This window comes from Paenibacillus sp. P22 (assembly GCF_000469945.2).
Lineage (GTDB): Bacteria > Bacillota > Bacilli > Paenibacillales > Paenibacillaceae > Paenibacillus_O > Paenibacillus_O humicus.
In genome coordinates this window covers 21,158-46,645 of sequence record NZ_CBRA020000009.1, presented here as the reverse complement: position 1 = coordinate 46,645, position 25,488 = coordinate 21,158, and the positions used below count along the sequence as shown (strand labels likewise).

Sequence of the window (25,488 nt, the reverse complement as noted above, 5' to 3'; positions counted from 1 at the left end):
TCCGCCTGCTGGCCGCACCGGCTGCCCGTCAGTTCGTCGTGCGGTAAGGCAGAATGATGTACTGGCTGTTGTCATGATCCGCAGGGCGGATGATGATCGGGCTCATGGCGCCGGTGAAGCTGATGATGAGCTGCTCGCTGTCGATGACTTTCAGCGTATCCAGCATGTATTTGGAGTTGAAGGCGATGCGGAGCGGCTCGCCGTTCTGGCGGATGACTTCAAGCTGCTCGGTTACGCGTCCGAGCTCCTGCGAGCTGGACGATATTTCGATGTTGCCGTTGTCGAGGGTTACGAGACGGACGATATTGGTTTTTTCTTCTCTCGACATCAAGTAGGCGCGTTCCATCGCGTCGATCAGCTTGCGCGTTTCGAGGACGAGTTCTGTTTTGAACGATTGCGGAATAATCTTGGAAGTATCGGGATAGGTTCCGTCCAGCATGCGGCTGTAAAAGAGGGTGTGCCCCAAGCGGAAAAGCACCTGGTTGCTGGCGACGACGATATCCACGAGGCCGGATCCGTCCGGCACGAGCTTGGACAGCTCGACCATCGTCTTCGCGGCGATGACGATATTGGTCAGCTTGTAGCTGTCCGGAGTTTCGACTTGAGCCAAGCGGCTGGCTAGACGATGGCGGTCGGTGGCCACGAACTTCAGCTGGCCTTCGATCAGGTTCCAGAGCACTCCGGTCAGAACGGGGGTCTGTTCGCTGGTCGAAGCGCAGAATACGGTCTGTCTGACCATCGCTTTGAGAAGATCGCCCGGCAGCTGGAGCACTTCGTCCTCTTCGACGGAAGGCAGGACGGGGAATTCCTCGGGATCAAGTCCGACCATCTGGATATCCGTTGAACCGGAACGAATCAGCGTCTGGTAATGCTCGCCCACCTCGATCTGCACTTCTTCTGCAGGAAGCTTGCGGATGATCTCCACAAAAAACTTGGCCGGCATCACGACGCTGCCCGGCTTGTCCACCTTGGCGACGACAAGCTCGTCCGTTTCGGCCGGAATGAAGCTCTGGATGGAGATATCGGTGTCGCTAGCCGTCAGCGTGACTCCTTGGTGGGTGACGTCGATCTTGATTCCACCAAGTATTGGAATGGCAGGACGTACCGATGCAGCTTTGGCCACTTGTTGGATAGCGTCGTTGAGTTCGTTTTTGGAGATGGTGAGTTTCATGCGTTCCTCCTTGGGCGGCATTCGACGTGATTCGTCTTTTTTAGATGATGTTTTTTAAAAGAATAACAGCAGTAGTAGTCGTAGGGGCGGTGGATATGTGGATAAGCCCTTTTTTCGCCGATGGCAGAAGCCTATCCACATGTGTACAGAGTGTGCATAGGCTTGGCTATTCGTATAGGACTTATCCACGGACGGCGATCCCCGATCGAGAGGCGCCTACATGTGGTTTTTGACTTTTTCCGTCAAATTCTGAATGACCTTGAACAGCTCCTGGTCGATCTTGAGCTGCTTGGAGATTTTCTCATGGGCATGGATGACGGTTGTATGGTCCCGGCCGCCGAAAGCTTCGCCGATCTTGGGCAGCGAGTAGTCCGTCAGCTCACGGGACAGATACATGGCGATCTGCCTTGGATAAGCAACCGCCTTGGTACGCTTGCGCGCCTTGAATTCATCCATTTTGAGGCCGTAAAACTCTCCTACGCGCTGCTGGATGTCCAGAATGGTGATCATTTTCGGCCGCGTGGACGGAATGATGTCCTTGAGCGCCTCCGCAGCCAGATGCGAGGAAATATCCTCGTTGATGAGGGAAGAATAGGCGACGACGCGGATGAGAGCGCCTTCCAGCTCGCGGATGTTCGTATCGATCTGGTTGGCGATGTAGATCATGGCTTCATTTGGAATGTCCAGATTCTCGGCTTTGGCCTTCTTGCGAAGAATGGCGATCCTCGTCTCGAGATCCGGCGGCTGGATATCCGTGATGAGCCCCCATTCGAAGCGGGAACGAAGCCGCTCTTCCAAGGTCGGGATTTCCTTCGGTGTCCGGTCGCTGGAGATGACGATCTGCTTGCGCTCCTCGTGCAGGGCGTTGAACGTATGGAAAAATTCCTCCTGGGTCCCGTCCTTGCCGGCCAGGAACTGGATATCGTCAATCAAGAGAACGTCGATATTCCGGTATTTGTTGCGGAAGCTCTCGCCCCGGTTGTCCCGGATTGCATTGATGAATTCATTGGTGAATTTCTCGGAAGAAATGTACATCACCTTGGTGCTCGGGTTGTGCTCCATGATGTAATGGCCGATTGCGTGCATCAAGTGGGTTTTCCCCAGGCCGACGCCTCCGTAGAGGAATAGCGGATTGTAGGCTTTGGCCGGCGCTTCGGCGACCGCGAGAGATGCGGCATGGGCGAAGCGGTTGTTGGCGCCGATGACGAAGGTGTCGAACGTGTATTTCGGATTGAGCATGTTGGAAAAGGGCTCTTCGGATGATGATGGAGCCGCTTTGGCCGCGGGGATGGCCGGCGCAGCCGGTTCGGGCGGCCGGTTTTCCTCAATGACAAAACGGACGTCAACAGAGCGTCCGATGTAATCCGATACAGTGGATCTGACCAGCTTCGTGTAGCGGCTCTCCAGCCATTCGACCGCAAACGTCGTCGGCGCCGTCACGATGAGGAGTCCGTCATCCGAGAAATTGGCTTTCGTCGCCTTGAACCAGGTGTCGAAGCTCGGTTTGCTCAATTTGGTTTGGATGACTGACAGCACTTGCTGCCACAGATCCACAGTATGGCTGTCCACAGACGGTCACTCCTATCCCTGTCGTAACGATTGATTCGATAAAGGTCAATAAAATGGATCTATCGGGGCGAGTCCTCATCCACAGATGGAAGGACTTGTTGATGAAGGTTATGCATAAGGGGATAATGTTGTTCACAATGTTATCCACAGGTTGTTGATAAGTTACTGCCGGCACTGCATCCGTCCACAACAAAAACAAATCTATCATAGCAAAAGAAAGGCGCTATTTCAACGAGTTGGAGAATATTATCCACAATCCCAAGTCCTTGTGTATAAAGGTTATCTACAGCACTAGATATTGTTAACAGTCTGTGCGCAAATTCGACAGCATCCGTCAACAGTCCTGTTAATTATGCACATGTTACTAAATTTCGCCGACAGCTGCGACATTCTTCGTTATCCACAACCGATGATGGCCGGAGGGCTTTTCCATAGCCGAAAAAAAACGAAAAGCGTCGAATCATGATGCAAAAATCGAAACGCTATATAGATGAAGCGATCTGAAGATAGTTATGCACAGGCCTCCGAGGTAGGAGGATCATGTTCAGGTTGACTTTCGCATGTCTGCATGGTTAAATGGAAAAAGGCGTTTTTAACTCGGGATGACGTAAGGGCAACTTCGGATAGACAGTCGTCCCCGGGTTCTGCCTCGGTCCGCTGCGGCAGATGCCCGAGTGAGGACGAAGATATACCGATCGGGGAGGTGCAATAGATTATGAGACCGACTTTCAGACCGAACGTAAGCAAGCGCAAAAAGGTACACGGATTCCGCAAGCGCATGAGCTCGAAAAACGGCCGCAAAGTGCTGGCAGCCCGTCGCAAGAAGGGCCGCAGCGTTCTGAGCGCATAATACAAAAGGGCATTCCCCTTCTTTCCGGGGATTTTCGCCTGCCACGCCGACCGCCTTCTGGGGCAATGGCTGGAGAGAGGAGACCACGCAAGTGGTCTTTTTTTCTGCCCGGATATCCGCAGCTTGAAGCGGGGCGGATCCGGCGGATAGATTGTCATGCTGTTCTTCTTGCGGAGGGTGCGTCCGGCATGCCTGCGCACGCCCTAAGTTGGATATACTGAAACTAACAACGCACGGAGTCGGTGAGAAATGCAGAGAAAACTACGGCTCAGAAAACGCGAGGATTTCTCCCGCACCTATCGGGGAGGCAAATCGTTCGCCAATGGGCAGCTGGTCGTATACTGGTCCAGGCAGCCGAAGGCGGAACCGTTCCGTCTCGGCATCTCCGCCAGCAAAAAGATCGGCAATGCCGTCGTGCGCAACCGCATGAGACGGTTGCTGAAAGAAATTGTCCGCGCTCATGCGGATGAGATCAAAGAGAAGACCGATCTGATTCTGATCGTCCGGGCGGGAGCCGTCGGCAAGTCGTCGAAGGAGCTGGAGCGCAGCGTGCTGCATGTTTTGCGCAAGGCGGGTCTGTTGAAGCCTCGCTGACGGCGAGGCTGCTCGGCAAGCGCCGGACAAGCAGCCGTTTCTAAATTACAAATGGGTGAAGAAGAACGTGCGCTACCACAGGGCTTATCCATTCTTCTCGGCGCAGGCGTCTTCACCATAATTTGATGATGAAGCCGTTTTGCTTGTCAGAATAGAAAGCCCGCTACCACAGGGCTTATCCATTCTTCTCGGCGCAAGCGTCTTCACCATAATTTGATGATGAAGCCGTTTTGCTTGTCAGAATAGAAAGCCCGCTACCACAGGGCTTATCCATTCTTCTCGGCGCAAACGTCTTCACCATAATTTGATGATGAAGCCGTTTTGCTTGTCAGAATAGAAAGCCCGCTATCACAGGGCTTATCTATTCTTCTCGGCGCAAGCGTCTTCACCATAATTTGATGATGAAGCCGTTTTGCTTGGACCCTATTATATGGTATAGTTTAGGTTGAATTGCGACAGGCTCTCAGAGAGGAGATTTACATGTTGTTTTCCCGTTTGGCTTCAAAACGCAAGTGGCTTGTCACGCTCAGCCTGGTGCTGATGGTGGCCGTCCTCTCGGGATGCATGCCGAATAACAGCCACACCACCACGACCGAAGATTTGCTGAAGGGCAACTGGTGGGAAAGATACGTCGTTTACTATTTCTCGTATTTGCTCGACCATTTCGCGACCTGGTTCAACGGTCAATACGGCCTCGCCATTCTCGTGATGGTTATCATCGTCCGTACGCTGATCCTGCCGCTTACCATTAAGCAGTACCGCAGCTCCAAGGCGATGCAGGCCCTGCAGCCTGAGCTTGCCAACATCAAAAAGAAACACAAGGACAACCCGCAGAAGCAGCAAGAAGAGACGATGAAGCTCTTCCAGGAAAACAAGGTCAATCCGATGGCGGGCTGTTTGCCGCTGATCGTCCAGATGCCTATTTTCATTGCTCTGTACAACTCCATCTACTATAACGCCGACATCCGTGTCCATGAATTCCTGTGGCTCAAGCTCGGCGAGCCCGACCATCTGCATATCCTGCCGTTCATTGCGGCTCTGACGACTTACGTCCAGACCAAAATGATGCAGAAAACGCAGCCGAACAACCCGCAGATGGCGATGATGAATTCCATTATGATGATCTTCCCGATTCTCATTCTGGTCATGGCTTGGAGCTTCCCTTCGGCGCTTCCGCTGTACTGGATCTACACGAACATCTACACGATCATCCAGAACTACTTCCTTTACGTGCGCAATGCCGACAAGAAGGCGGAAGTCGCAACCGCTGCCGCGCCACCGGCCAAAACGGTCAAAACGGCCAAAGGAAAAAACAAATAGTACGCGGTTCAGGCTTACCACAAATCCATTTTCAGGCAGCAATGGCTTCTATAGTCATTGCTTTTTTGCCATAATTACGGGCACCCTTGCTCAAAAATCAGATCTGGGGGCTCTCGGAAGGAATCGAAAAGCATGATACAGGATACAATTGCCGCGATCTCGACCGCGCTGGGAGAAGGCGGCATTGCCGTCATCCGCGTCAGCGGACCTGCAGCGGTAGAGAGCGTTTCGAATATATTGAAGTCGCGGACTCCTCTTGCGGACGCCCCGACCCATACGGTGACTTACGGCCATATCGCGGCTCCCGCGAGCGGCGAAATCATCGAGGAAGTCCTGGTGACCGTCATGAAGGGACCCCGTTCCTTTACGGCGGAGGATGTCGTCGAGATTGGGGCGCATGGAGGGCTTGTGGCGGTACGCAAAGTTCTCGAGCTCGTTCTGGAGCAGCCTGGAGTCCGAGTGGCGGAGCCCGGCGAATTCACCAAGCGGGCATTCCTCAACGGCCGGATCGACTTGGCTCAAGCGGAGGCGGTCATCGACCTGATCCGCTCAAAGTCCGATCGTTCTTATTCCGTTGCCCTTAAGCAGGCCGAAGGAACTTTGTCTCGGAAGATCAAGGCGCTTCGGCATACGTTGATCGAGCTCCTCGCTCATATCGAGGTCAACATTGATTACCCGGAGCATGACGTAACGGAAATGACTTCTTCTTATATAAAGGACAGCTGCGGTTCCGCCATGGAAGAAATCCGCCGGCTGCTGAAGACGGCTGCCGAAGGGAAGATTCTTCGTGAAGGCATTACGACAGCCATCGTCGGCCGTCCCAATGTGGGCAAGTCTTCTCTTCTGAACGCGCTTGTCCAGGAAAGCAAGGCGATCGTGACGGATATACCCGGCACGACGCGGGATGTTATTGAGGAATACATTACATTATCCGGTATTCCTTTGCGGCTGCTCGATACGGCGGGCATTCGCGAGACGACCGATGTCGTCGAGCGGATCGGCGTGGAGCGTTCCCGTTCTGCTGCTGCGGATGCCGATCTTCTGCTGCTTGTATTGAACCATAATGAGGCGCTTCATGAGGATGAACGGGAGCTGCTCGCAAAGCTGACCGGGCGCCAGGTTGTTGTCATCGTGAATAAAAGCGATCTGCCGGCGCAGCTGAAGCTGGATGAGGTATCGGCTGCGCTGCCTGAGAGCCGGATCGTCATGATGTCGGTGCTTCAGGAAGAAGGACTGGAAGCGCTCGAAGAAGCGATCCGGGAGCTGTTCTTTGAAGGGCAGCTTGAGAGCGCGGACCTGACTTATGTGAGCAATGTCCGGCACATCTCGCTGCTCAACAAAGCCAGCCAAGCGCTTAGCGAAGCTGTTGCGGCGACCGAGGACGGCATTCCGATCGATATGGTCCAGCTGGATGTGCGCTCCGCCTGGGAGCTGCTCGGCGAGATTATCGGAGATACGGCGGGAGAGTCGTTGATCGATCAGATTTTCTCGCAGTTTTGTCTGGGGAAATGATCGGCGAGCAATCCACATGTGGATAACCGACTCGAGAATGCGGCAGGCGACAGCAGATGGCGGCGGAAGAGGTCGGATACGGCGGAAGCAAGTCGAAACTTGGTAAATGAAAACCACTTTTCATAAAAGAGGGAGAGGCAGGCGGTAAATAACGCCTTTCCGGCTCGGGAGGAAAAAATCATGACTTACCCTGCAGGACAATATGATGTTCTTGTAATCGGAGCGGGACATGCGGGTTGCGAAGCGGCTCTGGCTGCGGCGAGAATGGGCTGCGAGACGCTGCTGCTTACGATCAATCTGGATATGGTCGCATTCATGCCGTGCAACCCGTCCATCGGCGGACCGGCCAAAGGTCATGTCGTGCGCGAAATCGATGCTCTCGGCGGCGAGATGGGCCGCAATATCGACAAGACCTATATTCAAATGAGGATGCTGAACACGGGGAAAGGTCCGGCCGTGCATGCGCTGCGCGCTCAGGCGGACAAGTTCTCGTACCAGCATATGATGAAGAAGACGATCGAGGAAACGCCGCATCTGACGCTTCGCCAGGGGATGGCGGAGGAGCTGATCGTCGAGGATGGAGCCTGCGTCGGCGTCGTGACGAAGACCGGAGCCGAGTACCGCGCCAAGTCGGTCGTTGTTACGACCGGGACATATTTGCGCGGCAAGGTGATCATGGGCGAGCTGATCTATGAAAGCGGCCCGAACAACCAGCAGCCGTCGATCAAGCTGTCCCAATCGCTCAAGGAGAACGGCTTCGAGCTCGTTCGCTTCAAGACGGGTACGCCCCCGCGCGTCCACAAGGACAGCATCGACTTTTCCAAGATGGAGATTCAGCCCGGGGATGATATCCCTCAGTTCTTTTCCTTTGAAACCGAATATGCGGACAACGAGCAGCTGCCTTGCTGGCTGACTTACACCTCCGAGGATACCCATAAGATCATCAACGACAACCTGCACAGAGCGCCAATGTTCTCCGGAGTCATCGAGGGCACGGGACCGCGCTACTGTCCTTCCATCGAGGATAAGATCGTTCGCTTCGCGGACAAGCCGAAGCATCAGATTTTCCTTGAGCCTGAAGGAAAGGACACATCGGAGTACTACGTTCAAGGGCTGTCCACGAGCATGCCGGAGGATGTGCAGCTGAGCATCCTGCGCTCGATTCCCGGCCTGGAGAACGTCGAGATGATGCGGACCGGCTATGCCATTGAATACGATGCCGTCGTGCCGACCCAGCTGTGGCCTTCCCTGGAGACGAAAGTGCTGCCGGGCCTGTTCACTGCCGGCCAGATCAACGGAACATCGGGCTACGAGGAAGCGGCGGGCCAAGGCATCATGGCCGGCATCAATGCGGCCCGCAAGGTGCAGGGCAAGGATCCGGTCGTCATTGACCGTTCCCAAGGCTATATCGGCGTTCTGATCGACGATCTCGTGACGAAGGGTACGAACGAGCCTTACCGCCTGCTTACATCACGTGCGGAGTACCGCCTGCTGCTTCGGCATGACAATGCCGACCTGCGTCTGACTCCGACCGGTTATGAAATCGGATTGATTACGGAAGAGCGGCATGCCAAATTCCAGGTGAAGAAAGGACGTGTCGAGGAGGAGCTGGCCCGCTTGAAGACGGTGAAGATCCGTCCCGAAGAAGCTCAAGAGCTGCTGAAGCAGGCCGGATCGGCTCCGCTGCAGGCGACGACCGATGCCCTCACCCTGCTCAGGCGTCCAGAACTGTCCTATGCCATCCTCGAACCGCTGGCTGCGGCGCCGTACGAGCTGACGGCGGATATGAAGGAACAGGTCGAAATCCAGATCAAATACGCGGGTTATATCGAAAAACAGCTGCTTCAGGTCGAACGCCTCGGGAAAATGGAGAAGAAGAAGATTCCGGAAGGAATCGACTACAGCATCGTCCATGGACTTGCCATGGAAGCGAAGCAGAAGCTCTCGTCCATTCGTCCGCTCAATATCGGACAAGCGAGCCGCATTTCCGGCGTGACCCCGGCGGATATTTCCATCCTGCTCGTTCATCTGGAGCACTACAATCGAGTAACGGCAGCGGGGAAGTCCTGATGGATGCGGTTCAGAAGTCATTTCACGAGCTTCTCGCCGCCCAAGGAATCGAGCTTGCGCCTCATCAGCTGAACCAGTTCGAGCGTTATTTCGAGCTGCTAGTGGAATGGAACGAGCGGATGAATCTGACCGGAATCACGGAGAGGGATGCGGTTTTCGAAAAGCATTTCTACGACTCCCTCTCGCTTGCTTTCTATATGGATCTGTCGAAGGCGAGGAATCTGGCCGATATAGGATCGGGGGCGGGTTTTCCAAGTATTCCCTTGAAAATCGCCTTTCCTCATCTTCAGATTACGATTGTCGACAGTTTGAACAAGCGGATTTCCTTCCTGCAGCATGTATGCGACGCGTTGGGATTGGAGAACGTGCAATGCGTGCATGGCAGAGCCGAAGATGTCGGCCGCATCCCCGCGCATCGGGATCAATATGAGGTTGTGACGGCGAGAGCGGTAGCGAGGCTAGCGGGTCTAGGCGAGCTGTGTCTGCCGTTCGCCGCAAAGGACGGCGTATTCGCAGCCATGAAAGGCGCCAATCCGCAAGAGGAGCTTGATGAGGCTGCGTATGCCTTGAAAGAGCTCCGCGCCAAGGCAGAGCGGGTCGAAACGTTGAAGCTGCCGTTTGAGCAATCCGAGCGCGCCATCGTATTTATCCGCAAGACGGATCGGACGCCGGCGGCATATCCGCGCAAAGCCGGAATTCCTTTGAAGCAGCCTCTGGTGCGCGGCATCTCCTTGGTGAAGAAGCCTCGCTGATTGTTTCACGTGGAACAATGAGATCGAGAAGAGGTTTCGGATGCCATCCTCACCTGAACGAGGGAATGGGAAGGCATGAAAACTTCTTGGAAATCCAAAATCAAGCAGGAAAACCTGCTTCCAAAAGCGAATTGGTGGAGTAAAGATAGCACTGGGGATGCCGCTTGTTGACGGCATCCGCACCAGGATGTCCCCGTTGCTAGACAGACCTGCGAAGGCTGTCCGCCTATATCGGCCGTTCTCCGCAAGAGACACACTCCGATCTGCCCGTGCTGCATGATCAATGCCGACCGGCCTCCTCAGCTTGGAGCTGAGCGAACTGCCTGGTGCCGCAACCATGACTTGGGGGCCAAGCACGACCCGCCGCGGCTGCAACACGGAAGAAACATCGAGGTCATGGGCACATTGAATTTCGGGTGGTTGAAGAATGATGAAGGAACAATTTTCACGGCTGTTCGGGTTGAATGACCAGAAGGCCGCTCTTGATGAAGTCAAGCAGATTCCGGTTGGAAGCATTGATACGAGCCCCTATCAGCCCAGAACCGTCTTTGACGATGACAGGATCGAGGAGCTCAGCCAGACGATCCGAACCCATGGCGTCATTCAGCCGATCGTCGTCCGGGCTCGCGGCGACCGCTACGAGATCATAGCGGGCGAGCGCCGTTGGCGTGCCGTCAGCAAGCTGGGTCTGGATACGGTGCCGGCCATTGTTCGCGACTTCAACGATTCTCAAGCGGCTTCGATTGCCTTGATTGAGAACCTGCAGCGCGAAGGACTGTCCGCCATCGAGGAAGCGGTCGCTTACCAGAAGCTGATCGACCTGCATAGCCTCACCCAGGAAAGCCTCGCGCAGCGGCTCGGCAAAAGCCAATCGACAATCGCCAACAAGATCCGGTTGCTCGGGCTCAGCGAGCCGGTCAAAAGCGCCCTAGTCGAACGGAAAATCACGGAACGCCATGCCCGCTCCTTGCTGGCCCTCGACACCGATGAGCTGCAGCAGAAGGTGCTGGAAGACGTGCTGTCGAAAGAGCTCAACGTCAAGCAGACCGAGGCGAGAGTCGCCTTCTACAAGGAAGCATCCAAAACGAAAAAAAGCGAAGCGGATCAGCTTCACGAAAGATGTCCGGCTTGCCCTCAACACGATCCGGCAATCCATCGATATGGTTTCAGGCTCGGGCTTGCAAATCAAAACCGATGAGAAAGACCATGACGATCATTATGAGATTGTCATCCGGATTCCAAAACGATAATGTCGTATTCCGGCGCCGATTCCGTTATACTTAATTACAGCAATCAGGAATGATTAACATAAGGGCATTCATACCGAATGATCAGCATGAGCGAACAGCATGATATAGCCCGCAGACTTATCCACGGAAAGCGGCAGCAGCCGCTTTTTTTCGTCCTGTCGGAAGGAATGACATTGTGCTGGTCCTGCTCGGTGCGCAGCGTGCTCAGAGGATGGCGGTCTCGCGCCGACGAGGAATGAATTCCTTCTCCAGCTTGGAATGAAGGCAGGGCTGTTCTTAGCCGCAGGGAAGTTCACGTTTGACTAGAATGGAACATTGAGGTGACAAGGTTGTCCAAAATCATTGCCATTACGAACCAGAAGGGCGGCGTCGGCAAAACGACGACATCCGTGAATCTGGGCGCTTGCCTGGCTTCCCTCGGCAAAAAGGTGCTGCTTGTCGATATCGATCCGCAGGGCAATACGACCAGCGGCGTCGGAATCAACAAGGCCGACGTGGAAAACAGCATTTATGATGTTCTTATCAATGAGGTCGATCCGCATGAAGCGGTGACGCCGACCGCGGTCCCTAATCTCTCCATTATTCCCGCGACGATTCAGCTTGCGGGGGCGGAGATCGAGCTGGTTCCGACAATATCCCGGGAAGTAAGGCTGAAGAAGTCACTATCGCAGCTGAAAAATGAATACGATTACGTTCTGATCGACTGTCCGCCGTCGCTCGGCATTTTGACCATCAATTCGCTGACGGCTGCCGATTCCGTCATCATTCCGATACAATGTGAATATTACGCGCTTGAAGGCCTTAGCCAGCTGCTGAATACCGTCCGCCTGGTCCAAAAACATCTCAATACATCGCTCGCGATCGAAGGCGTGCTGCTGACGATGTTCGATGCCCGTACGAACCTCGGCATCCAAGTTATCGAAGAAGTGAAGAAGTACTTCCAGCAGAAGGTGTACCAGACGATTATTCCGCGCAATGTGCGTCTCAGCGAGGCTCCTTCGCACGGACAAGCCATCATCACCTACGATCCGAAGTCCAAAGGAGCCGAAGTTTATCTTGAATTGGCGAAGGAAGTGATCCAGTATGAGCAAGCGGCTAGGTAGAGGACTGGATGCCCTCATTCCGTCTCTTTCGGTAAACGACGATGACAAGGTCATCGAAATCGATCTGAAGCAGCTGCGAGCCAACCCTTATCAGCCGCGGACGACGTTCCAGGATGAATCCATTCGCGAGCTTGCGGAATCCATCCGCCAGCACGGCGTCATTCAGCCGATCATCGTCAGAACGGTGCTGAAGGGCTATGAGATCATTGCAGGAGAGCGGCGTTGCCGGGCTTCCCAATTATGCGGCAATACGACTATTCCGGCTGTGGTGCGGAATTTCACGGATCAGCAGGTCATGGAGATCGCGCTGATCGAGAATTTGCAGCGGGAAGATCTCAATGCCATCGAGCTCGCTGTCGCTTATCAGGCGATCATGGACAAGTTCGACCTGACGCAGGAAGAGCTCTCTCTCAAGGTCGGCAAATCCCGGTCGCATATCGCCAATTTCCTGCGCCTTCTCAGTCTGCCGGGCGATATCAAGGACAGTGTTTCACGTGGAACAATTTCCATGGGACATGCCAGAGCTCTCGTAGGCGTCAAGGAAGACAAGGTCCGCAAAGAGCTGGCCAAACAGATCGTCAGCAATGAGTGGAGCGTTCGCGAGCTGGAGAAGGCGATTCAGGATCTGGAGCATAAAAAGCCTGAGAAAGCCGTCGCCAAGCTGAAAAAGCGCGATCCTTACGTCGAATCGCTGGAGGAGACGCTGCGCGAGCGGTTCAAAACAACCGTAAAGATCAAGGCGTCGAAGGACAAGGGAAAGATAGAGCTGTCCTACTACAATAAGCAGGATCTGGAAAGATTGCTGGACCTTCTCCAATCCTAACGATTGCGCTCCAAATCATGGGGGCTGGTGAAGGGAAAAAGGATCCATATGCGGCATGCCCAAGTTGTATTCTCTGGTTCCAGAGATTAAACTTAGGTATGCTGTTGTTTTTTTCTGACCTCTGTCCTTATTGAAGACTACCTGAATTCGGAGGATAGCCATGACATCGAATAAGCCGGTCATTTATTTGGATCATGCGGCCACATCCTGGCCGAAGCCGCCGGCTGTTGCCGAGGCGATGATGGAAATCCTGCTGCATGGAACGGCGAATCCCGGCAGGGGCAGCCACCAGATGGCCGTTCAATCCGGGCGGGTTCTATTCGGGGCGCGCAAGAGGCTGGCGAAGCTGTTCCGGATTGCGAATCCCAATGATATCTCCTTTGCCGCCAATACGACGGCAGCCTTGAACCTTGCGATCAAAGGCATGCTGAAGCCGGGAGATCATGTCATTGCGACGGCAGTCGAGCATAATTCCATCCGCAGGCCGCTGGAGTATTTGAAGGCAAGCATTGGAATCGGGGTTACATACATAGAGGCTACGCCGGAAGGGGAGGTCAGGCCGGAGCAGGTGGAGCAGGCGCTCACTTCTCGTACCGCCCTCGTAGCCGCTGCCCACAGCTCCAATCTGCTCGGGAGCATACTGCCGGTCGGAGAGATCGGCTCGATAACCCGCAAAAGAGGGATTCCGCTGCTGGTCGACGCTGCCCAGTCTGCCGGCGTGCTGGACATCGATGTCGAGGCGATGGGAATCGACCTCCTTGCGTTTCCGGGCCATAAAGCGCTCCTCGGTCCTCAGGGGACCGGCGGCCTGTATATCCACCCCAGGCTTGACCCCGTCCCGCTGCTGCACGGAGGGACCGGAAGCCAGTCCGAATCGGCTGAGCAGCCGACGGTGAGGCCCGATCGTTATGAGGCGGGCACTCCGAATACGCCGGGAATCGCCGGGCTTGCTGCGGGCGTCCAATATGTCATGGATCAGACGACGGCCGCAATCCATGCAAAAGAAACGGAGCTGGTCTCCTACCTGATGGAGGAGCTTGCATCCGTTCCGGGACTGAGGCTGCTGGGGCCGGCTGCAGGCAAGCCGAGGACAGGAATCGTCTCTCTTACGATGGCCGGCGTCGAGGCGTCGGAGCTGTCGTTCATCCTGGACCAGCATTACGGCATCGCCGTAAGGTCCGGCTATCATTGCACGCCGCTCGCGCATTACAGCGCGGGAACGGCCGAGACGGGAGCCGTCAGGGCAAGCGTCGGTTATTCTACAACCAAAGAGGACGCTGAATCGTTCCTAACAGCGATACGGGAAATCAGGTCACATTACCCCATGCAGGGACAGGGTTAGGAGAGCTAAGGGAAAGATGAATGAATGGATGGATGCATGGATGGAGGCGCCGTATTACGGAGTTGCTATCGGACTGCTTGCTGTTGTCGTCGTGCTGCTTTTCATCTGGATCGCGGTTGTGGGCAGACGGCTGTCGAAGCTGAGGCGTCAGTATGTTCAAGTCATGGGCCAAACGGGCGTCACGAGTCTGGAAGATGTCATCGTCGGCCTCCGGCTGTCGCTCGACGAGCAGCAGGATATGCTGCAGGGCTACGGCCGGCAGCTGGCGGAATTCGGGCATCTGCTCAAGGATACGAAGGGAAAGATCGGCGTGTTCCGCTACAACGCGTTCTCCAACCAGGGAAGCGACATGAGCTTCTCGGTGGCTATTGTCAACGAGGACAGCAGCGGTGTCGTGCTGACCGGACTGCATGGCCGGGACGAGACGTATATGTACGCCAAGCCCCTGCAGCAGGGCAGCTCGGCCTATGCGCTTACAGAAGAGGAGCAAAAGGCGATCAGTCTTGCGTTGCAGCGTGAATAGAATAGGCTCGGACGCTGCCGATCGTATGATGAAGGACGTGTGACATCATGTCGGCCATCCTCATGACGAGATTCAGGCGCGTATTTTGCAGGACGAAATATTCCATGAATCCGCCTACGTTGACGATTCCGGTCATATGAATATCGCCTACAGGCGGCAGATCCTTGTTCACCCCGGCGCCGGGACGGACAGGGCCGGGTCCGAGCTGGATGCAGCCTACGCTGGATAGCTGGCCCAGACAGGCATCAATGCCGATGATGAAGGGCTTGGACACCTTGCGGTTGATTTCAAGCATCGTCTCCTCGAGATTCATCGCGTGAACGGGCTCGTCCAACGTGCCGAACAGCTCGAAATGAGGACTGCTGCTCTTGGCCAGCTGGGTGCCGATGAGCGGTCCGAGGGCATCTCCAGTGGAACGGTCTGTCCCGATGCATACGACGACGATGCGGCGGTCAAGCGGAACAGGCTGGAGATGCAGATGAAGACGGCTGGCAAGCTGCTCGGCAGCATCGGACTCGGTGTGGGGCACTTTCAGTTGCAGCTCTCTCAACACAGGTCGTTTCATAGAATCCCCTCCGCAATAATGAGTTGGTACTAGCTAGTATATGGTAGAGAGAACGGAATTATACTTGTACCATCCATCCAATTTGGACAAGCTCCGCGAGCGGGGCCTGCCACCGGAGAGGATAGGTAAGGAGCCTAGCAAAATCATGCTGATCGCCTTCGATTCCACGCAGCAGGCGCTGCGGACTGAAATGCTGCTGGAGTACGCAGACATCGAAATCGATATTCGCCCGACGCCCAAGCAGATTACCGCCGGCTGCGCGCTGTCCATCGACTTTCCCGATGGGGAGCTGGCGCAGGTGCGAAAGATCATCTCCGAGGAGTCCGTCGACATCCGGGGCATCTTCCGCGAGACGGAGGACGGCTACGACGAGGTGCGGGAGTAAGCGGGCTGTCATCAGCCCGGCGATCTCAGCGGACCAGGCTATGCCTGATCCTGGCGGCGGTATGGCCTGCACAGGGCGGCAGGCGTGGATGGGATGCGATGCAAGGATCGATGGAATCTTGGCGAGGCGCCCTTCCAGGGGCGCCTTATCCCTTTGCACAGACATGCCCGGCAATGGCGGTTGCCGCCGCTCCGCCGGATGAAAGGAGAGGTATAGATGAACCCCTATTTGACGAACGCTGCGGTGGAAAATGCGGCAAGCCCCGATAATGAAGGAACTCTCGCCTCTGCGGCCGATCAAGCGGCAGAAAAAACGAATGAGTTCCTCTCGGCGATGAAGGAGCAGTTCTCCTCGACATTCTGGGTCAATTCGGGGATTATCCTGATCAAGATCGCCTTGATCCTGCTGATCGGCCGGCTTATCATCCTGATTGTCAACAAGTCGATCGATCGGATCCTGGAGCGGGAGTCCAAAGTGCCGCTGCAGACGCGCCGTGTCGTCACGGTCGGCCGGCTGATGAAGAATGTCGCTTCGTATGTGGTGTATTTCATTACGGCGATGCTTGTGCTGCCCTTGGTGGGCATCCAGATCGGCCCGCTGCTCGCCGGCGCAGGCGTGCTTGGCCTGGCCATCGGCTTCGGCGCCCAGAGTCTGGTGAAGGACGTCATCACCGGATTCTTCATCATCCTGGAGGACCAGTTCGCTGTCGGAGACATCATCCAGACGGGAACCTATAAAGGCACCGTGGAGCTGATCGGTCTGCGTACGACGAGGCTGAAGAGCTGGACCGGCGAAGTCCATATCATCCCGAATGGAACGATCGCGCAGGTGACCAACTATTCGCGGAACAACTCGCTCGCGGTCATCGATGTGGACATGCCCAACGGCGACAGGCTGGATGAGACGGCAGCCTTGGTCAAGGACATGCTTGCCGCCATGGAGAACGCCAACCTCGTCAAGCCGCCGGAGCTGCTCGGCATATCCTCCATGACGACTGCGGAGTACAAGCTGCGCATCGTGGCGGAATGCATGCCGAATACGGAGGCTTCCGTCACCAGGCAGATCAATATGGACTTGCAGCGCTTGCTGCGGGAGCGTGAGGACGGGCAGCAAGATGCGCTGGCCTGATCTCACAGCCCATGGTAAGATGAAGGGAACTTACCGCAGGGGCCAACCCGGCTGTGATCAAGCGCTGAAGGGGGAATGAAGCGATGGAACGCAAGCAATTCGAGCTTGGCGATGTCGTGCTGATGAAGAAGCCGCATCCATGCGGAACGAATGAAATGGAAATCATTCGGATGGGAATGGATATCCGCATCAAGTGCACCGGATGCAAGCACAGCGTCCTGATCCCCCGGGCGAAGTTCGAGAAGAACATGAAGAAGGTGCTTCGTTCCGCTGCGCCGGAGGACAGGCAAGGGGAGAGCGGATCGGCTTCCTGAACGCTGGGCGAAGGGAACGGGAGCGGGGAGCGGTATTGACCGCCCGTAGAGGCAGCATGGGCTCAGCCATGCGAATTGTCAGACTTTTCATATGCTCTTGCGTACACTAGTCCAGCTATGGTATGATAATTTTTGCTTGCGGAGAGGTACCCAAGTGGCCCAAGGGGGCTGACTCGAAATCAGTTAGGCGTCGCAAGGCGTGCGTGGGTTCGAATCCCACCCTCTCCGCCATAACATTTGCATCTAACGCGGCTCTTTCCAAGAGCCGCTTTTTTGCGTCAATGTTTACTTGCCGGACTGCATCTATACATACGGAAAAGAGGACCCTTGCGGGTCCTCTTCCGACGGCGCTTAATGGAGTTCGCAATTCAAGCTGCACTTCCCTCATCGAAATCCGGTATGCCGCCCGGCTGTGGATGTCTAGCGACTTCCCTGCCTGCTGCGGCGATGTCCCTGCAGACTAATGTCTTTGGCACAACCCCTCGCTTCTCTGCGTTCATGTACGTGCTTTCCCTGCAGTGTCCTTGCGCTTTTTACGGCCAACGGAACCACACCCTCATCTTGTCGCGCCGTCAAGGATAGTATGAGCGGAGGATGGCCGCCTTATTCGCCCGGAAAGAAATAAAATCAGACCTTCGGCATTTTCACCCAGACCCGGTTGTGGTTCGAGGTTTTCGGGAAATGCTGACCCTTCTTGAGCGAGATCTTCTTGGGATGTGAGATCCCCATGTGGAAGGAGTCCTCGCCGGCCTCCATGTACCATCCGTCGTTAGGAGCCTTGAAGCCTTGTTCAAACTTGGTGCGTTCGCCCATTACGATTCACCTCGTCCGCGGATTTTCCGACCGCCGTGCCCGCTGCGGACATGACGCGCCGGACCTATAGTTTCGGCTTCCCGGGAGCGAATCATCAGCGGCAATTATTCGCATGGATAGGGGGAGAGGAAGGCTTGTTCCGTCGCTTTTCTTGACTGCGGCAAGGGGGCTCGAAGTCGGGGTCCGGTCCGTCCGAGCCGGCGGCTGCGGCTGCCTCGGAGCCGAGAACATAACTGAAACCGTCATTCGGAGGGTGCAGGAGGGAGACTGCTCAAGCGCCGTTCAAAATCTGGAAGCGGCCTCCGCTCAGCTTGCATCGTACAAGCTGTTCTGATATAGTAGGTGGGTATGCGAGTTAGAGTTAAGTCTCTCGCTCCTTGCTCTTATGCTCAGGCAGAAAGGGCCGCTTAGTCCAAGAGGAGGTGAATCAAAGTGCGCAAATACGAAGTGATGTACATCATTCGTCCAGAGACGGAGCAAGAAACCGTTCAAGCTCTCGTCGAAAAGTTCAATGGCATCATCAACAATGGCGGAGAAGTTACCAAGTCCGATGTTCTCGGCAAGCGCCGTCTTGCGTATGAGATCAACAAGATTCGTGACGGCATCTACGTTCTCGTCCACTTCAACGGAACCAACGAAGTGATCAACGAGCTGGATCGCGTCATCAAAATCACGGATGATGTTATCCGTTACCTGATCGTCAAAGACGTAGCGTAAGCCAAGATTGTTTGAACTTGGGAGGCGGGTACGATGTTGAACCGTGTCATTCTGATTGGCAGATTGACCAAAGATCCAGAACTTCGCTATACCCCGTCCGGAGTTGCGGTAACGCAATTCACGCTGGCGGTGGACCGGCCCTTCAACAGCCAGTCCGGGGAACGCGAAGCCGATTTCATTCCGATTGTCACGTGGAGGCAGCTTGCCGAGACGTGCGCCAACTATCTGCGCAAAGGCCGTCTGACGGCGGTTGAAGGCCGGATGCAGGTAAGGAACTACGAGAACAATGAAGGCAAGCGCGTCTACGTGACGGAGATTATTGCCGACAATGTCCGTTTCCTCGAATCCGGTAACCGCGATGGCGGTTCGCGTGAAGAAGGCTCGTACAATGCAGGAGGAAGCGGCGGCTACAGCGGCGGAAGCGGCAATGGCGGCGGAAGCGGCAGCAGCGGTGGCGGATACGGCGGCGGCCAGTCGAGCGGCGGCAACCAAGGCGGAGGTTCCTACGGGGGCAATCGCGGCGGCGGCGGAGGTTCTCAGGGAAACCGGGATCCATTCTCGGATGACGGACGCCCCATCGACATCTCCGAAGATGATTTGCCATTCTAACTAGAAAGGACGGATAAACCATGGGATTCAAGCAAAGAGAAGACGGCGGCGAGCGTCCAGAACGCAAATTCCGCAAAGGCGGCCGTAACAAGCGCCGTAAAGTCTGCTACTTCACCGTGAACAAAATCAAGCATATTGATTACAAGGACACGGATCTGCTCCGGAAATTCATCAGCGAGCGCGGCAAAATTCTGCCACGCCGTGTAACGGGCACCAGCGCGAAATACCAGCGCGCCCTGACGACCGCTATCAAGCGTTCGCGTCAAGTTGCACTGCTGCCATATACGACGGACAACTAAGCCGTTGCGACAACAGCTCTTCCGGATTTCCGGAGGGGCTGTTTTTTAGTTTGCCAGGATAACCGCATCCGCATGCAAAAAAAGCCCCGCGCATAAGAGCGCAGGGCTGCAGTCCGATCAGTCTTCTTGATCATGAAGCTCAGGAGTATCTTCGAATTCATCGGCCGAATCGCGGATGATCATCTCGACCTTGCGGATCCGGTTCTTGGTTGCTTCGCGAATGATGAAGGTCATGTTGTCAAACTCGTACCGGAATCCGGGCTTCGGCGACGGGATGCGGGCGTAGAGCCAGCCTCCGATCGTATCGGTGTCTTCGTCGTGAAAGTCATGTCCGACCATGTGTCCAAGCTCATCAAGGGAAACTTTGCCGTCCAGCAGGTAGCAGTTCTCCTCGAGCTTCTCGATCTCGCGGCGCTCGTCTTCATCGAACTCGTCGCGGATCTCGCCGACGATCTCCTCCAGAATATCCTCGATCGTAATCAGGCCGGATGTGCCGCCGTACTCATCGACAAGGATGGCGATATGGACGCGGTCGCGCTGCATGCGCTGCAGAAGCTGCTTGACCGGGATGCTCTCCGGCACCGACAGGACGGGATGAATGAGATCCTTCATCTTGAATTCCTTGTCTTCCTGATAGGTCAGGAAGAGCTGCTTCGTATTGATCATGCCGACGATGTTGTCCTTGCTTTCAGTAGCTACAGGGAAACGAGTATATTGTTCACGCTGGATGACAGCCAGGTTCTCTTCGCGGGTATGGTTCGTGAACAGGCAGACCATATCGGTGCGGGGCACCATAATCTCTCTGGCGACCATCTCATCGAAAGCGAAGATCCGGCTGACATAGCCGTATTCGGTCGTATTGATCTTGCCGCTCTGGAGGCTTTCACTCAGGATGATCTGAATTTCCTCCTCCGAGTGGGCGTCCTCATGCTCCTTGGCGGGATGCAGGCCGAACAGGCGGATCAGGCCGTTGGCGGAGCGTTCAGCACCCAGATGAACGGGTAGAGTACTTTATGGAACAGGATGATCGGCTTGGCAACGAGAAAGCTGATGAATTCCGCTTTTTGGATCGCCCAGGATTTAGGGGCCAGCTCGCCGACGACTACGTGAAGGTAGGTCACGATGACAAAAGCGATCAGGAAGGACAGTAGACTACTCACTCTCTCATTCAAATCGAACTGAGTGAATAGCGGATGCAGCAGCTTCTCTACAGTAGGTTCGCCGAGCCAGCCAAGACCGAGGGCGGTAATGGTGATACCGAGCTGACAGGCGGACAGGTAACCGTCCAAGTTGCTGGTAACGCGCTGCACGGCTAAGGCGCCTTTGCGGCCTTCAAGCACCAGCTGGTTGACGCGGCTGGGGCGGATTCGGATAATGGCGAATTCCGTTGCTACAAAGAAGGCGGTCAAAAAGATAAGCAAAGCCACCAAAGCCAAATTTAAGCCTATACTGTCCATTCGTGTACATCGACATCCTTTTCATCTTAGAATAAGTTCTTATGAACCAGTATAACGAACTTGAGGATCTCACTTCAACTGTTTGAAAAGGCCTTGCCGGACGGTATAAGCTCATTAGCGGTCTTTGTCACGCCGAAATAAGCCCTTTTCATGCCCGCACTTGCCTTTACAGGCCTATTTGCGGGCTTTATGATAGGTTCATATGATCGGATAAGGAATCCGAAGGGAGGAAAGCGGCAGTGGAATCATTTCTGCTTAAGCGCAGCGAGATGGCGGCGCTGCTCATGTCTCTGGACGGGAAGGGCGACCATACCCCGATTCAGATCGTCCAGCAGGCCTGGAAAAAAGGCCATCGCAAGCAAGTAAGCTCGGGCAGGGCACTGCCGGCGTTCCTGTCCACGGATTGGCCGGCGGTTCTGGAAAAGCTGATGAAGGGGCAGGGGCTGAAGGGAATGTCCCTCCAGGAGGCTGCTGCTCTGGGCCAGCTGATTCCGTACGCGGGCCTCTCCATCACGGCCATGCAGAACTGGGTCAAGCGGGACTTCAAGAGGTACTTTGAATCGCCCAAAGCCGGCAAGAAGTACTCGCTCGAACAGGCGGCGCTTCTATTTATTATCGATGATCTTAAGGCCAGTCTGGACTTTGAATCCATCCGCAAGCTTCTCGGCCGGCTGTTCGGCTGCGGAGGAGAGAAAAGCCTCCTCAGCCCCGTGGACTTTTACCAGGCTTATTCTGCTCTATTTGAAGAATTGGATGCTGACGGAGATCAAATTCTTGACGCGGCTCCCTCGGAGAGCGTGTCCGGCAACGGCATGGAGAGCAGCCTGGAAACCAAGGCCAGAGAAGGGGCAAGCCGTTATATAAGCGGCTTGTCCGGCCTGGATGAAACGGAAGCCGAAGCGCTCGGCAATCTGCTGCTGATCGCCGTGTTCTCCGTCCAGGCCGCTTATTTCCATTCCTTGTCGAGAAGGTACAGCAACGCCACGCTGTTCCTGAACTGACCCGGCTAGAACTCGCCGCTGATCATCTCGGCCCAGTCCCCGAGCACGGGCAGCCGGGCCTGCTTGCCCTGCAAGGAAACGATCATAAGGCCGATCCAGACCAGCAGGGCGAGCGGAGCGAGCAATCCTCCCAGCAGCCAGCCGATGACGGGGACGAGGGCGAAAACCATGCTCAGGCACAGGTAAGCTGCGGAGAAAAGAATGGATTGCACGGCATGGAAGCGGACATACCGGCTCTTCTTTTCCAATAGAAGGAGCAGGAAGGCCCCGACGAAGCTGCCGAGATAACCGAGGAAAGCGGCCAGCCGCGGATCGAGGCCGGTGGAAGACGGATCGGCTCTTCTTGGAGAAGGGTGCATGTGTCCAGGCTCCTTTTCCATAAAATACAGTCATTAGGCCATGTTTATGTGCATTGGAGCGCGGGTATGCGATGGATACAGGGGTATTGCAGGCAAGTTTTAAGCAATTTGTAACTATTCTTTAAGGTTACTCGTCTACAGTTAGGCTAAAATGAATGGAGCCGTGCACCCTCAGCAGAAAGGAATTCACCCATGAAACCCAAAAAATCTCGCGCCCGCAAGGCGTGGACATGGACGGCTTCCGTCCTGGCCGTCCTTCTCGTCCTGGGAACCGTAGGCTATTTCAACCGGACTACTCTCGCCCTATGGGGCTTTGATATGTTTCTTTCCAAAAAAGTGGAGAAGCAGCTGGAGGGCTCGTACCAGCCGACCGTCGACAGCAAGCCGCCTGCAGCCAATCCCGTGAAATATCAAAAAGCCGACCCGTACTCCGTCCTCCTCCTTGGAGTGGATGCGCGCGGCGCCGAGCAGGGACGCTCGGATACGATGATGTTTACGGTCGTCCGTCCATCGGATGGAGCGATTCTGATGGTATCGATGCCTCGAGACACCTATACGGAGATCGTCGGCAAGGACAAGAAAGACAAAATCACGCATGCCTATGCGTTCGGCGGAGCCAAAATGGCTGTCGACACGGTGGAGAATCTGCTCGGCAACCAGGTCGATTATTATGCCGCGGTCAACTTCGAGGGCTTCCGCAACCTGATCGACGCGATGGGCGGCATTCCGCTGCCGGTCGAAAAGGATCTCGTCAACAAGGAAGCCGATCATGAGAAGTTCGTCGTCAAGGCCGGGCAGAGCAAGTACAACGGCACCGACGCGCTCAACTTCGTCCGCTACCGCGAGGATGCCGGCGGCGACATCAGCCGCACCGAGCGCCAGCAGGCGTTCGTGGAATCCATCATGGACGAGGCCTCCAGCGTATCCTCCTGGACGCGCATTCCGGAATTCGTCGGCATCATGGGCAAAAACTTCGCGACCGACATTCCGCCATCCGAGATGATCGACAAAGCCAAGGCGATGCTGCAAAGCGGCAACCGGGCCATCTACACCCACACGCTCAAAGGCGAAGGACATAAGCTCAGCGAAAATGGGGCCTGGTATTACTTTGCCGACGAGAAAGACGTTGAGGCGAGCAGGAAGCTGATCGCCGACTGGATGAACAAATCCTTGACGATGGAGCAGCTGACGGGCGCCGCATCGAAGGACAGCGAAACGCTGGATGCCGCCTCGGGGTCGACCAACGATGCCAGGAGCGAATCCGGCAAAGGACCGGAGGTCACGACGGCTTCTTCCGATGAGAACCAGTGACCTTCTCCAAGATAGGAGAAGCTGAGAAATGAATATTGCTTTTTTTCTTCTGCCCAAGGCAGAGACGATTACACTGACGCTTGAAGCGACGCTGCGGCAGACGCTGGAGAAGATGGAATACCATCGCTATACGGCGGTGCCGATTTTGGATAAAAACGGCGCGTACGCGGCCACGGTCACGGAGGGCGACCTTCTCTGGTTCATGAAGAACGAGAATCTCAGCTTCGAGCAGACCAGCCGCGTCACCTTGTCGGAGGTGCCGATGCGGGTGAGGAACAAGCCGGTCCGGATCGATGCCAACATGGAGGATCTCATCTCGCTTGCCAAGGCGCAGAATTTTGTGCCTGTCGTCGACGACATGCAGCGTTATATCGGCATCGTCCGGCGCAGCGACATCATCGACTATTGCGCCAAGTCCATCTTCCAGGAGAAATCCTGAAGCGAGCTTCCTGCATGCCCTGCCGCATTTGCGGCAGGGCATTTTTTGCCGCGGATCCAAGCTGCCGCAGCAGCGCGAGCGGGCCGCAAACTGTCCTGCCAGCCGCCCAGAGAGCCTATCGGACGACGGCTGGTGAGGCGGCGCGTCCCGCGGGAGGGGAGAGGCAGGCAATCCCGGCGGTACGGGCGTAGCTTGCACCGCCGGGATTTGTGTTATAATGAGAGGTACAGCTTCCTGCGTTTTCTGCCGGGAGGCGCTTAGATAGACCTTTATTAATCCAAGAGGTGAACGGGTTTGAAATTCGGTGGGAAATCCATCCTGTGGAGCGCTATTGCTCTCTTGCTGCTGCTCTCTATGGGAGTGCCGCTGCTGAACTGGCTGACCGTCGCCTTGATCATGGTGCCGTTCGTGGTTCTATACGCCACTTTGTCCAGAGGAATGTTCGCCGCTCATATCGTGCCGGTATTTCTGATCGCCTTTTTCGTGCCGGGTAGCGGACCGGCCTCTGTCATTATCGGACTCTTCTTTCTCGTGCCCGCTATCGTGATGGGCCATCATTACCGGCAAGGCAAGCCCGTCCGCAGGACCATGACGGCGGTGCTGCTTACGATCCTCGGGCTGGCGCTGGTCGAGCTGCTCGTGTTCGAGTCGGTATTCGGCGTCTCCCTGATCCGCGAGATGCAGGATCGGATGCAGGATATGCTCGGCAACGTGGCGAGCCAGGGCGTGATGTCGGATATTTGGACGGCGGAGAATACCGATATGGTCGTGAAGATGACCGTACAGGCGATTCCTCAGGCGCTGCTCTTGATGGCATTCGCGGCAACGGCTGTCGCGCAGTATTTGTCCCGGAGGGCGCTGGCCGGCTTCGGCATGGCTGTTCCCGGAATGCCGCCCGCCCATGAATGGCGTCTGCCGCGCGTGCTCGTCACGTATTATTTGATTGCGCTGGTCGTGCAGATGTTCATCCCCGCGGGAGACAACTCGTTCCTATCGGTGGCGCTGCTGAATCTGGTTCCGCTGCTTCGCATGGCCTTCACGGTCCAGGCGATGGGCTTTTTCTTCTTCCTGGCGCATCAGAAGGGCTGGGCGAAGCCCGTTCCGGTCCTCATCAGCATTATCCTGCTTATCTTCCCTCCGCTCAGCCTGATCGGAGTGCTGGATGCGGCGTTCCCGATCCGCAAGTCGTTCCAGAAACATTGAACAGGGGCG

The 25,488-nt window shown here is 55.6% G+C and carries 25 protein-coding genes, 1 tRNA gene and 2 pseudogenes; 22 read left to right on the top strand and 6 right to left on the bottom strand.

The window, feature by feature from the left end:
* Positions 1-28: 28 nt before the first annotated feature.
* Together dnaN and dnaA are read right to left on the bottom strand one after the other, a co-directional pair.
* The gene (gene dnaN / locus BN871_RS02715; protein WP_048744315.1) at positions 29-1,171 is read right to left on the bottom strand and encodes a DNA polymerase III subunit beta; all 1,143 of its coding nucleotides are present in this window, start codon (positions 1,169-1,171) and stop codon (positions 29-31) included.
* A 216-nt stretch (positions 1,172-1,387) separates the two neighbouring features.
* The gene (gene dnaA / locus BN871_RS02710; protein WP_021880310.1) at positions 1,388-2,740 is read right to left on the bottom strand and encodes a chromosomal replication initiator protein DnaA; all 1,353 of its coding nucleotides are present in this window, start codon (positions 2,738-2,740) and stop codon (positions 1,388-1,390) included.
* A gap of 715 nt (positions 2,741-3,455) precedes the next feature.
* On the opposite strand from dnaA, the gene rpmH reads away from it, so the two are divergent.
* The 11 genes and pseudogenes from rpmH (at position 3,456) to BN871_RS02655 (ending at position 14,879) form a co-directional block, all read left to right on the top strand.
* A complete protein-coding gene (rpmH, locus tag BN871_RS02705; protein WP_048744313.1) occupies positions 3,456-3,590 on the top strand; it encodes a 50S ribosomal protein L34 in 135 nt (44 codons plus the stop codon).
* A 249-nt stretch (positions 3,591-3,839) separates the two neighbouring features.
* Positions 3,840-4,184 (top strand): ribonuclease P protein component, encoded by a 345-nt coding sequence (rnpA, locus tag BN871_RS02700; protein WP_021880308.1) that lies wholly within the window; start codon positions 3,840-3,842, stop codon positions 4,182-4,184.
* Positions 4,185-4,664: 480 nt separating this feature from the next.
* Positions 4,665-5,504: a YidC/Oxa1 family membrane protein insertase gene (locus BN871_RS02695; protein ID WP_048744311.1), complete on the top strand. Its 840-nt coding sequence runs from the start codon at positions 4,665-4,667 to the stop codon at positions 5,502-5,504.
* Between the two features lie 132 nt (positions 5,505-5,636).
* Positions 5,637-7,016: a tRNA uridine-5-carboxymethylaminomethyl(34) synthesis GTPase MnmE gene (gene mnmE, locus BN871_RS02690; RefSeq protein ID WP_048744310.1), complete on the top strand. Its 1,380-nt coding sequence runs from the start codon at positions 5,637-5,639 to the stop codon at positions 7,014-7,016.
* A gap of 180 nt (positions 7,017-7,196) precedes the next feature.
* Positions 7,197-9,086, top strand: a complete 1,890-nt coding sequence (gene mnmG, locus BN871_RS02685) for a tRNA uridine-5-carboxymethylaminomethyl(34) synthesis enzyme MnmG (RefSeq protein WP_048744308.1) — start codon at positions 7,197-7,199, stop codon at positions 9,084-9,086.
* On the top strand, positions 9,086-9,838 hold the full coding sequence (rsmG, locus tag BN871_RS02680; protein WP_048744306.1) for a 16S rRNA (guanine(527)-N(7))-methyltransferase RsmG: 753 nt from the start codon (positions 9,086-9,088) through the stop codon (positions 9,836-9,838). Before mnmG ends, rsmG begins: the two co-directional genes overlap by 1 nt.
* A gap of 430 nt (positions 9,839-10,268) precedes the next feature.
* A pseudogene (gene noc / locus BN871_RS02675) lies at positions 10,269-11,088 on the top strand (nucleoid occlusion protein).
* 329 nt (positions 11,089-11,417) lie between these two features.
* A complete protein-coding gene (locus BN871_RS02670) occupies positions 11,418-12,191 on the top strand; it encodes a ParA family protein (protein WP_048744303.1) in 774 nt (257 codons plus the stop codon).
* Positions 12,172-13,014 (top strand): ParB/RepB/Spo0J family partition protein, encoded by an 843-nt coding sequence (locus tag BN871_RS02665; RefSeq protein WP_021878907.1) that lies wholly within the window; start codon positions 12,172-12,174, stop codon positions 13,012-13,014. The genes BN871_RS02670 and BN871_RS02665 overlap by 20 nt, the downstream gene beginning before the upstream one ends.
* Positions 13,015-13,174: 160 nt before the next feature.
* Complete coding sequence (locus tag BN871_RS02660) at positions 13,175-14,356, top strand: aminotransferase class V-fold PLP-dependent enzyme (RefSeq protein ID WP_048744301.1); 1,182 nt, start codon at positions 13,175-13,177, stop codon at positions 14,354-14,356.
* 16 nt (positions 14,357-14,372) lie between these two features.
* The gene (locus BN871_RS02655) at positions 14,373-14,879 is read left to right on the top strand and encodes a DUF4446 family protein (protein WP_069202490.1); all 507 of its coding nucleotides are present in this window, start codon (positions 14,373-14,375) and stop codon (positions 14,877-14,879) included.
* Here the strand turns inward: BN871_RS02655 and yyaC are convergent.
* The gene (yyaC, locus tag BN871_RS02650) at positions 14,854-15,444 is read right to left on the bottom strand and encodes a spore protease YyaC (protein ID WP_021878904.1); all 591 of its coding nucleotides are present in this window, start codon (positions 15,442-15,444) and stop codon (positions 14,854-14,856) included. The two genes, BN871_RS02655 and yyaC, sit on opposite strands and share 26 nt — an antisense overlap.
* Before the next feature lie 145 nt (positions 15,445-15,589).
* Here yyaC and BN871_RS02645 point away from each other — a divergent pair, with 145 nt between their 5' ends.
* From BN871_RS02645 to BN871_RS02630, 4 genes are all read left to right on the top strand, one after another.
* Positions 15,590-15,829, top strand: a complete 240-nt coding sequence (locus tag BN871_RS02645) for a DUF3343 domain-containing protein (RefSeq protein ID WP_048744299.1) — start codon at positions 15,590-15,592, stop codon at positions 15,827-15,829.
* 216 nt (positions 15,830-16,045) lie between these two features.
* The gene (locus BN871_RS02640) at positions 16,046-16,957 is read left to right on the top strand and encodes a mechanosensitive ion channel family protein (protein ID WP_021878903.1); all 912 of its coding nucleotides are present in this window, start codon (positions 16,046-16,048) and stop codon (positions 16,955-16,957) included.
* A gap of 83 nt (positions 16,958-17,040) precedes the next feature.
* On the top strand, positions 17,041-17,271 hold the full coding sequence (locus tag BN871_RS02635) for a DUF951 domain-containing protein (protein ID WP_021878902.1): 231 nt from the start codon (positions 17,041-17,043) through the stop codon (positions 17,269-17,271).
* Positions 17,272-17,411: 140 nt separating this feature from the next.
* A tRNA-Ser gene (locus BN871_RS02630) sits at positions 17,412-17,502 on the top strand.
* Between the two features lie 396 nt (positions 17,503-17,898).
* Here the strand turns inward: BN871_RS02630 and BN871_RS02625 are convergent.
* Complete coding sequence (locus tag BN871_RS02625; protein ID WP_021878901.1) at positions 17,899-18,084, bottom strand: YjzC family protein; 186 nt, start codon at positions 18,082-18,084, stop codon at positions 17,899-17,901.
* Positions 18,085-18,516: 432 nt separating this feature from the next.
* Between BN871_RS02625 and rpsF the strand changes: the two genes are divergently transcribed.
* From rpsF to rpsR, 3 genes are read left to right on the top strand one after another with little or no spacing between them, the layout of a single operon-like run.
* Positions 18,517-18,801 carry a 30S ribosomal protein S6 gene (gene rpsF / locus BN871_RS02615; RefSeq protein WP_048744296.1) on the top strand — a complete coding sequence of 95 codons (285 nt, stop codon included), beginning with the start codon at positions 18,517-18,519 and terminating at the stop codon, positions 18,799-18,801.
* 33 nt (positions 18,802-18,834) lie between these two features.
* Positions 18,835-19,410, top strand: coding sequence for a single-stranded DNA-binding protein (gene ssb, locus BN871_RS02610; protein ID WP_021878898.1), 576 nt, complete (start codon positions 18,835-18,837; stop codon positions 19,408-19,410).
* A 20-nt stretch (positions 19,411-19,430) separates the two neighbouring features.
* Positions 19,431-19,709: a 30S ribosomal protein S18 gene (rpsR, locus tag BN871_RS02605; RefSeq protein WP_021878897.1), complete on the top strand. Its 279-nt coding sequence runs from the start codon at positions 19,431-19,433 to the stop codon at positions 19,707-19,709.
* Between the two features lie 117 nt (positions 19,710-19,826).
* Here the strand turns inward: rpsR and BN871_RS02600 are convergent.
* Positions 19,827-21,166 (bottom strand): annotated as a pseudogene (locus BN871_RS02600) (hemolysin family protein).
* Positions 21,167-21,405: 239 nt separating this feature from the next.
* On the opposite strand from BN871_RS02600, the gene BN871_RS02595 reads away from it, so the two are divergent.
* Positions 21,406-22,167 (top strand): DUF1836 domain-containing protein, encoded by a 762-nt coding sequence (locus BN871_RS02595; protein WP_021878894.1) that lies wholly within the window; start codon positions 21,406-21,408, stop codon positions 22,165-22,167.
* A gap of 5 nt (positions 22,168-22,172) precedes the next feature.
* Here the strand turns inward: BN871_RS02595 and BN871_RS02590 are convergent, their stop codons facing one another.
* Positions 22,173-22,526 (bottom strand): DUF4870 domain-containing protein, encoded by a 354-nt coding sequence (locus BN871_RS02590; protein ID WP_021878893.1) that lies wholly within the window; start codon positions 22,524-22,526, stop codon positions 22,173-22,175.
* Positions 22,527-22,718: 192 nt separating this feature from the next.
* On the opposite strand from BN871_RS02590, the gene BN871_RS02585 reads away from it, so the two are divergent.
* The 3 genes from BN871_RS02585 to BN871_RS02575 all read left to right on the top strand — a co-directional run bounded on the left by BN871_RS02585 (position 22,719) and on the right by BN871_RS02575 (position 25,479).
* The gene (locus BN871_RS02585) at positions 22,719-23,837 is read left to right on the top strand and encodes an LCP family protein (protein ID WP_021878892.1); all 1,119 of its coding nucleotides are present in this window, start codon (positions 22,719-22,721) and stop codon (positions 23,835-23,837) included.
* A 28-nt stretch (positions 23,838-23,865) separates the two neighbouring features.
* Positions 23,866-24,276 carry a CBS domain-containing protein gene (locus BN871_RS02580; protein ID WP_021878891.1) on the top strand — a complete coding sequence of 137 codons (411 nt, stop codon included), beginning with the start codon at positions 23,866-23,868 and terminating at the stop codon, positions 24,274-24,276.
* Positions 24,277-24,570: 294 nt separating this feature from the next.
* Positions 24,571-25,479 (top strand): DUF2232 domain-containing protein, encoded by a 909-nt coding sequence (locus tag BN871_RS02575; RefSeq protein WP_021878890.1) that lies wholly within the window; start codon positions 24,571-24,573, stop codon positions 25,477-25,479.
* Positions 25,480-25,488: the final 9 nt, after the last annotated feature.

Bases quoted from the DNA above. Each gene is read 5' to 3' on its own strand.
- dnaN (WP_048744315.1), bottom strand. From the start codon at position 1,171: ATGAAACTCACCATCTCCAAAAACGAACTCAACGACGCTATCCAACAA.
- rpmH (WP_048744313.1), top strand. From the start codon at position 3,456: ATGAGACCGACTTTCAGACCGAACGTAAGCAAGCGCAAAAAGGTACAC.
- rnpA (WP_021880308.1), top strand. From the start codon at position 3,840: ATGCAGAGAAAACTACGGCTCAGAAAACGCGAGGATTTCTCCCGCACC.
- BN871_RS02695 (WP_048744311.1), top strand. From the start codon at position 4,665: ATGTTGTTTTCCCGTTTGGCTTCAAAACGCAAGTGGCTTGTCACGCTC.
- mnmE (WP_048744310.1), top strand. From the start codon at position 5,637: ATGATACAGGATACAATTGCCGCGATCTCGACCGCGCTGGGAGAAGGC.
- mnmG (WP_048744308.1), top strand. From the start codon at position 7,197: ATGACTTACCCTGCAGGACAATATGATGTTCTTGTAATCGGAGCGGGA.
- rsmG (WP_048744306.1), top strand. From the start codon at position 9,086: ATGGATGCGGTTCAGAAGTCATTTCACGAGCTTCTCGCCGCCCAAGGA.
- BN871_RS02665 (WP_021878907.1), top strand. From the start codon at position 12,172: ATGAGCAAGCGGCTAGGTAGAGGACTGGATGCCCTCATTCCGTCTCTT.
- BN871_RS02660 (WP_048744301.1), top strand. From the start codon at position 13,175: ATGACATCGAATAAGCCGGTCATTTATTTGGATCATGCGGCCACATCC.
- BN871_RS02655 (WP_069202490.1), top strand. From the start codon at position 14,373: ATGAATGAATGGATGGATGCATGGATGGAGGCGCCGTATTACGGAGTT.
- yyaC (WP_021878904.1), bottom strand. From the start codon at position 15,444: ATGAAACGACCTGTGTTGAGAGAGCTGCAACTGAAAGTGCCCCACACC.
- BN871_RS02645 (WP_048744299.1), top strand. From the start codon at position 15,590: ATGCTGATCGCCTTCGATTCCACGCAGCAGGCGCTGCGGACTGAAATG.
- BN871_RS02640 (WP_021878903.1), top strand. From the start codon at position 16,046: ATGAACCCCTATTTGACGAACGCTGCGGTGGAAAATGCGGCAAGCCCC.
- BN871_RS02635 (WP_021878902.1), top strand. From the start codon at position 17,041: ATGGAACGCAAGCAATTCGAGCTTGGCGATGTCGTGCTGATGAAGAAG.
- BN871_RS02625 (WP_021878901.1), bottom strand. From the start codon at position 18,084: ATGGGCGAACGCACCAAGTTTGAACAAGGCTTCAAGGCTCCTAACGAC.
- ssb (WP_021878898.1), top strand. From the start codon at position 18,835: ATGTTGAACCGTGTCATTCTGATTGGCAGATTGACCAAAGATCCAGAA.
- rpsR (WP_021878897.1), top strand. From the start codon at position 19,431: ATGGGATTCAAGCAAAGAGAAGACGGCGGCGAGCGTCCAGAACGCAAA.
- BN871_RS02590 (WP_021878893.1), bottom strand. From the start codon at position 22,526: ATGCACCCTTCTCCAAGAAGAGCCGATCCGTCTTCCACCGGCCTCGAT.
- BN871_RS02585 (WP_021878892.1), top strand. From the start codon at position 22,719: ATGAAACCCAAAAAATCTCGCGCCCGCAAGGCGTGGACATGGACGGCT.
- BN871_RS02580 (WP_021878891.1), top strand. From the start codon at position 23,866: ATGAATATTGCTTTTTTTCTTCTGCCCAAGGCAGAGACGATTACACTG.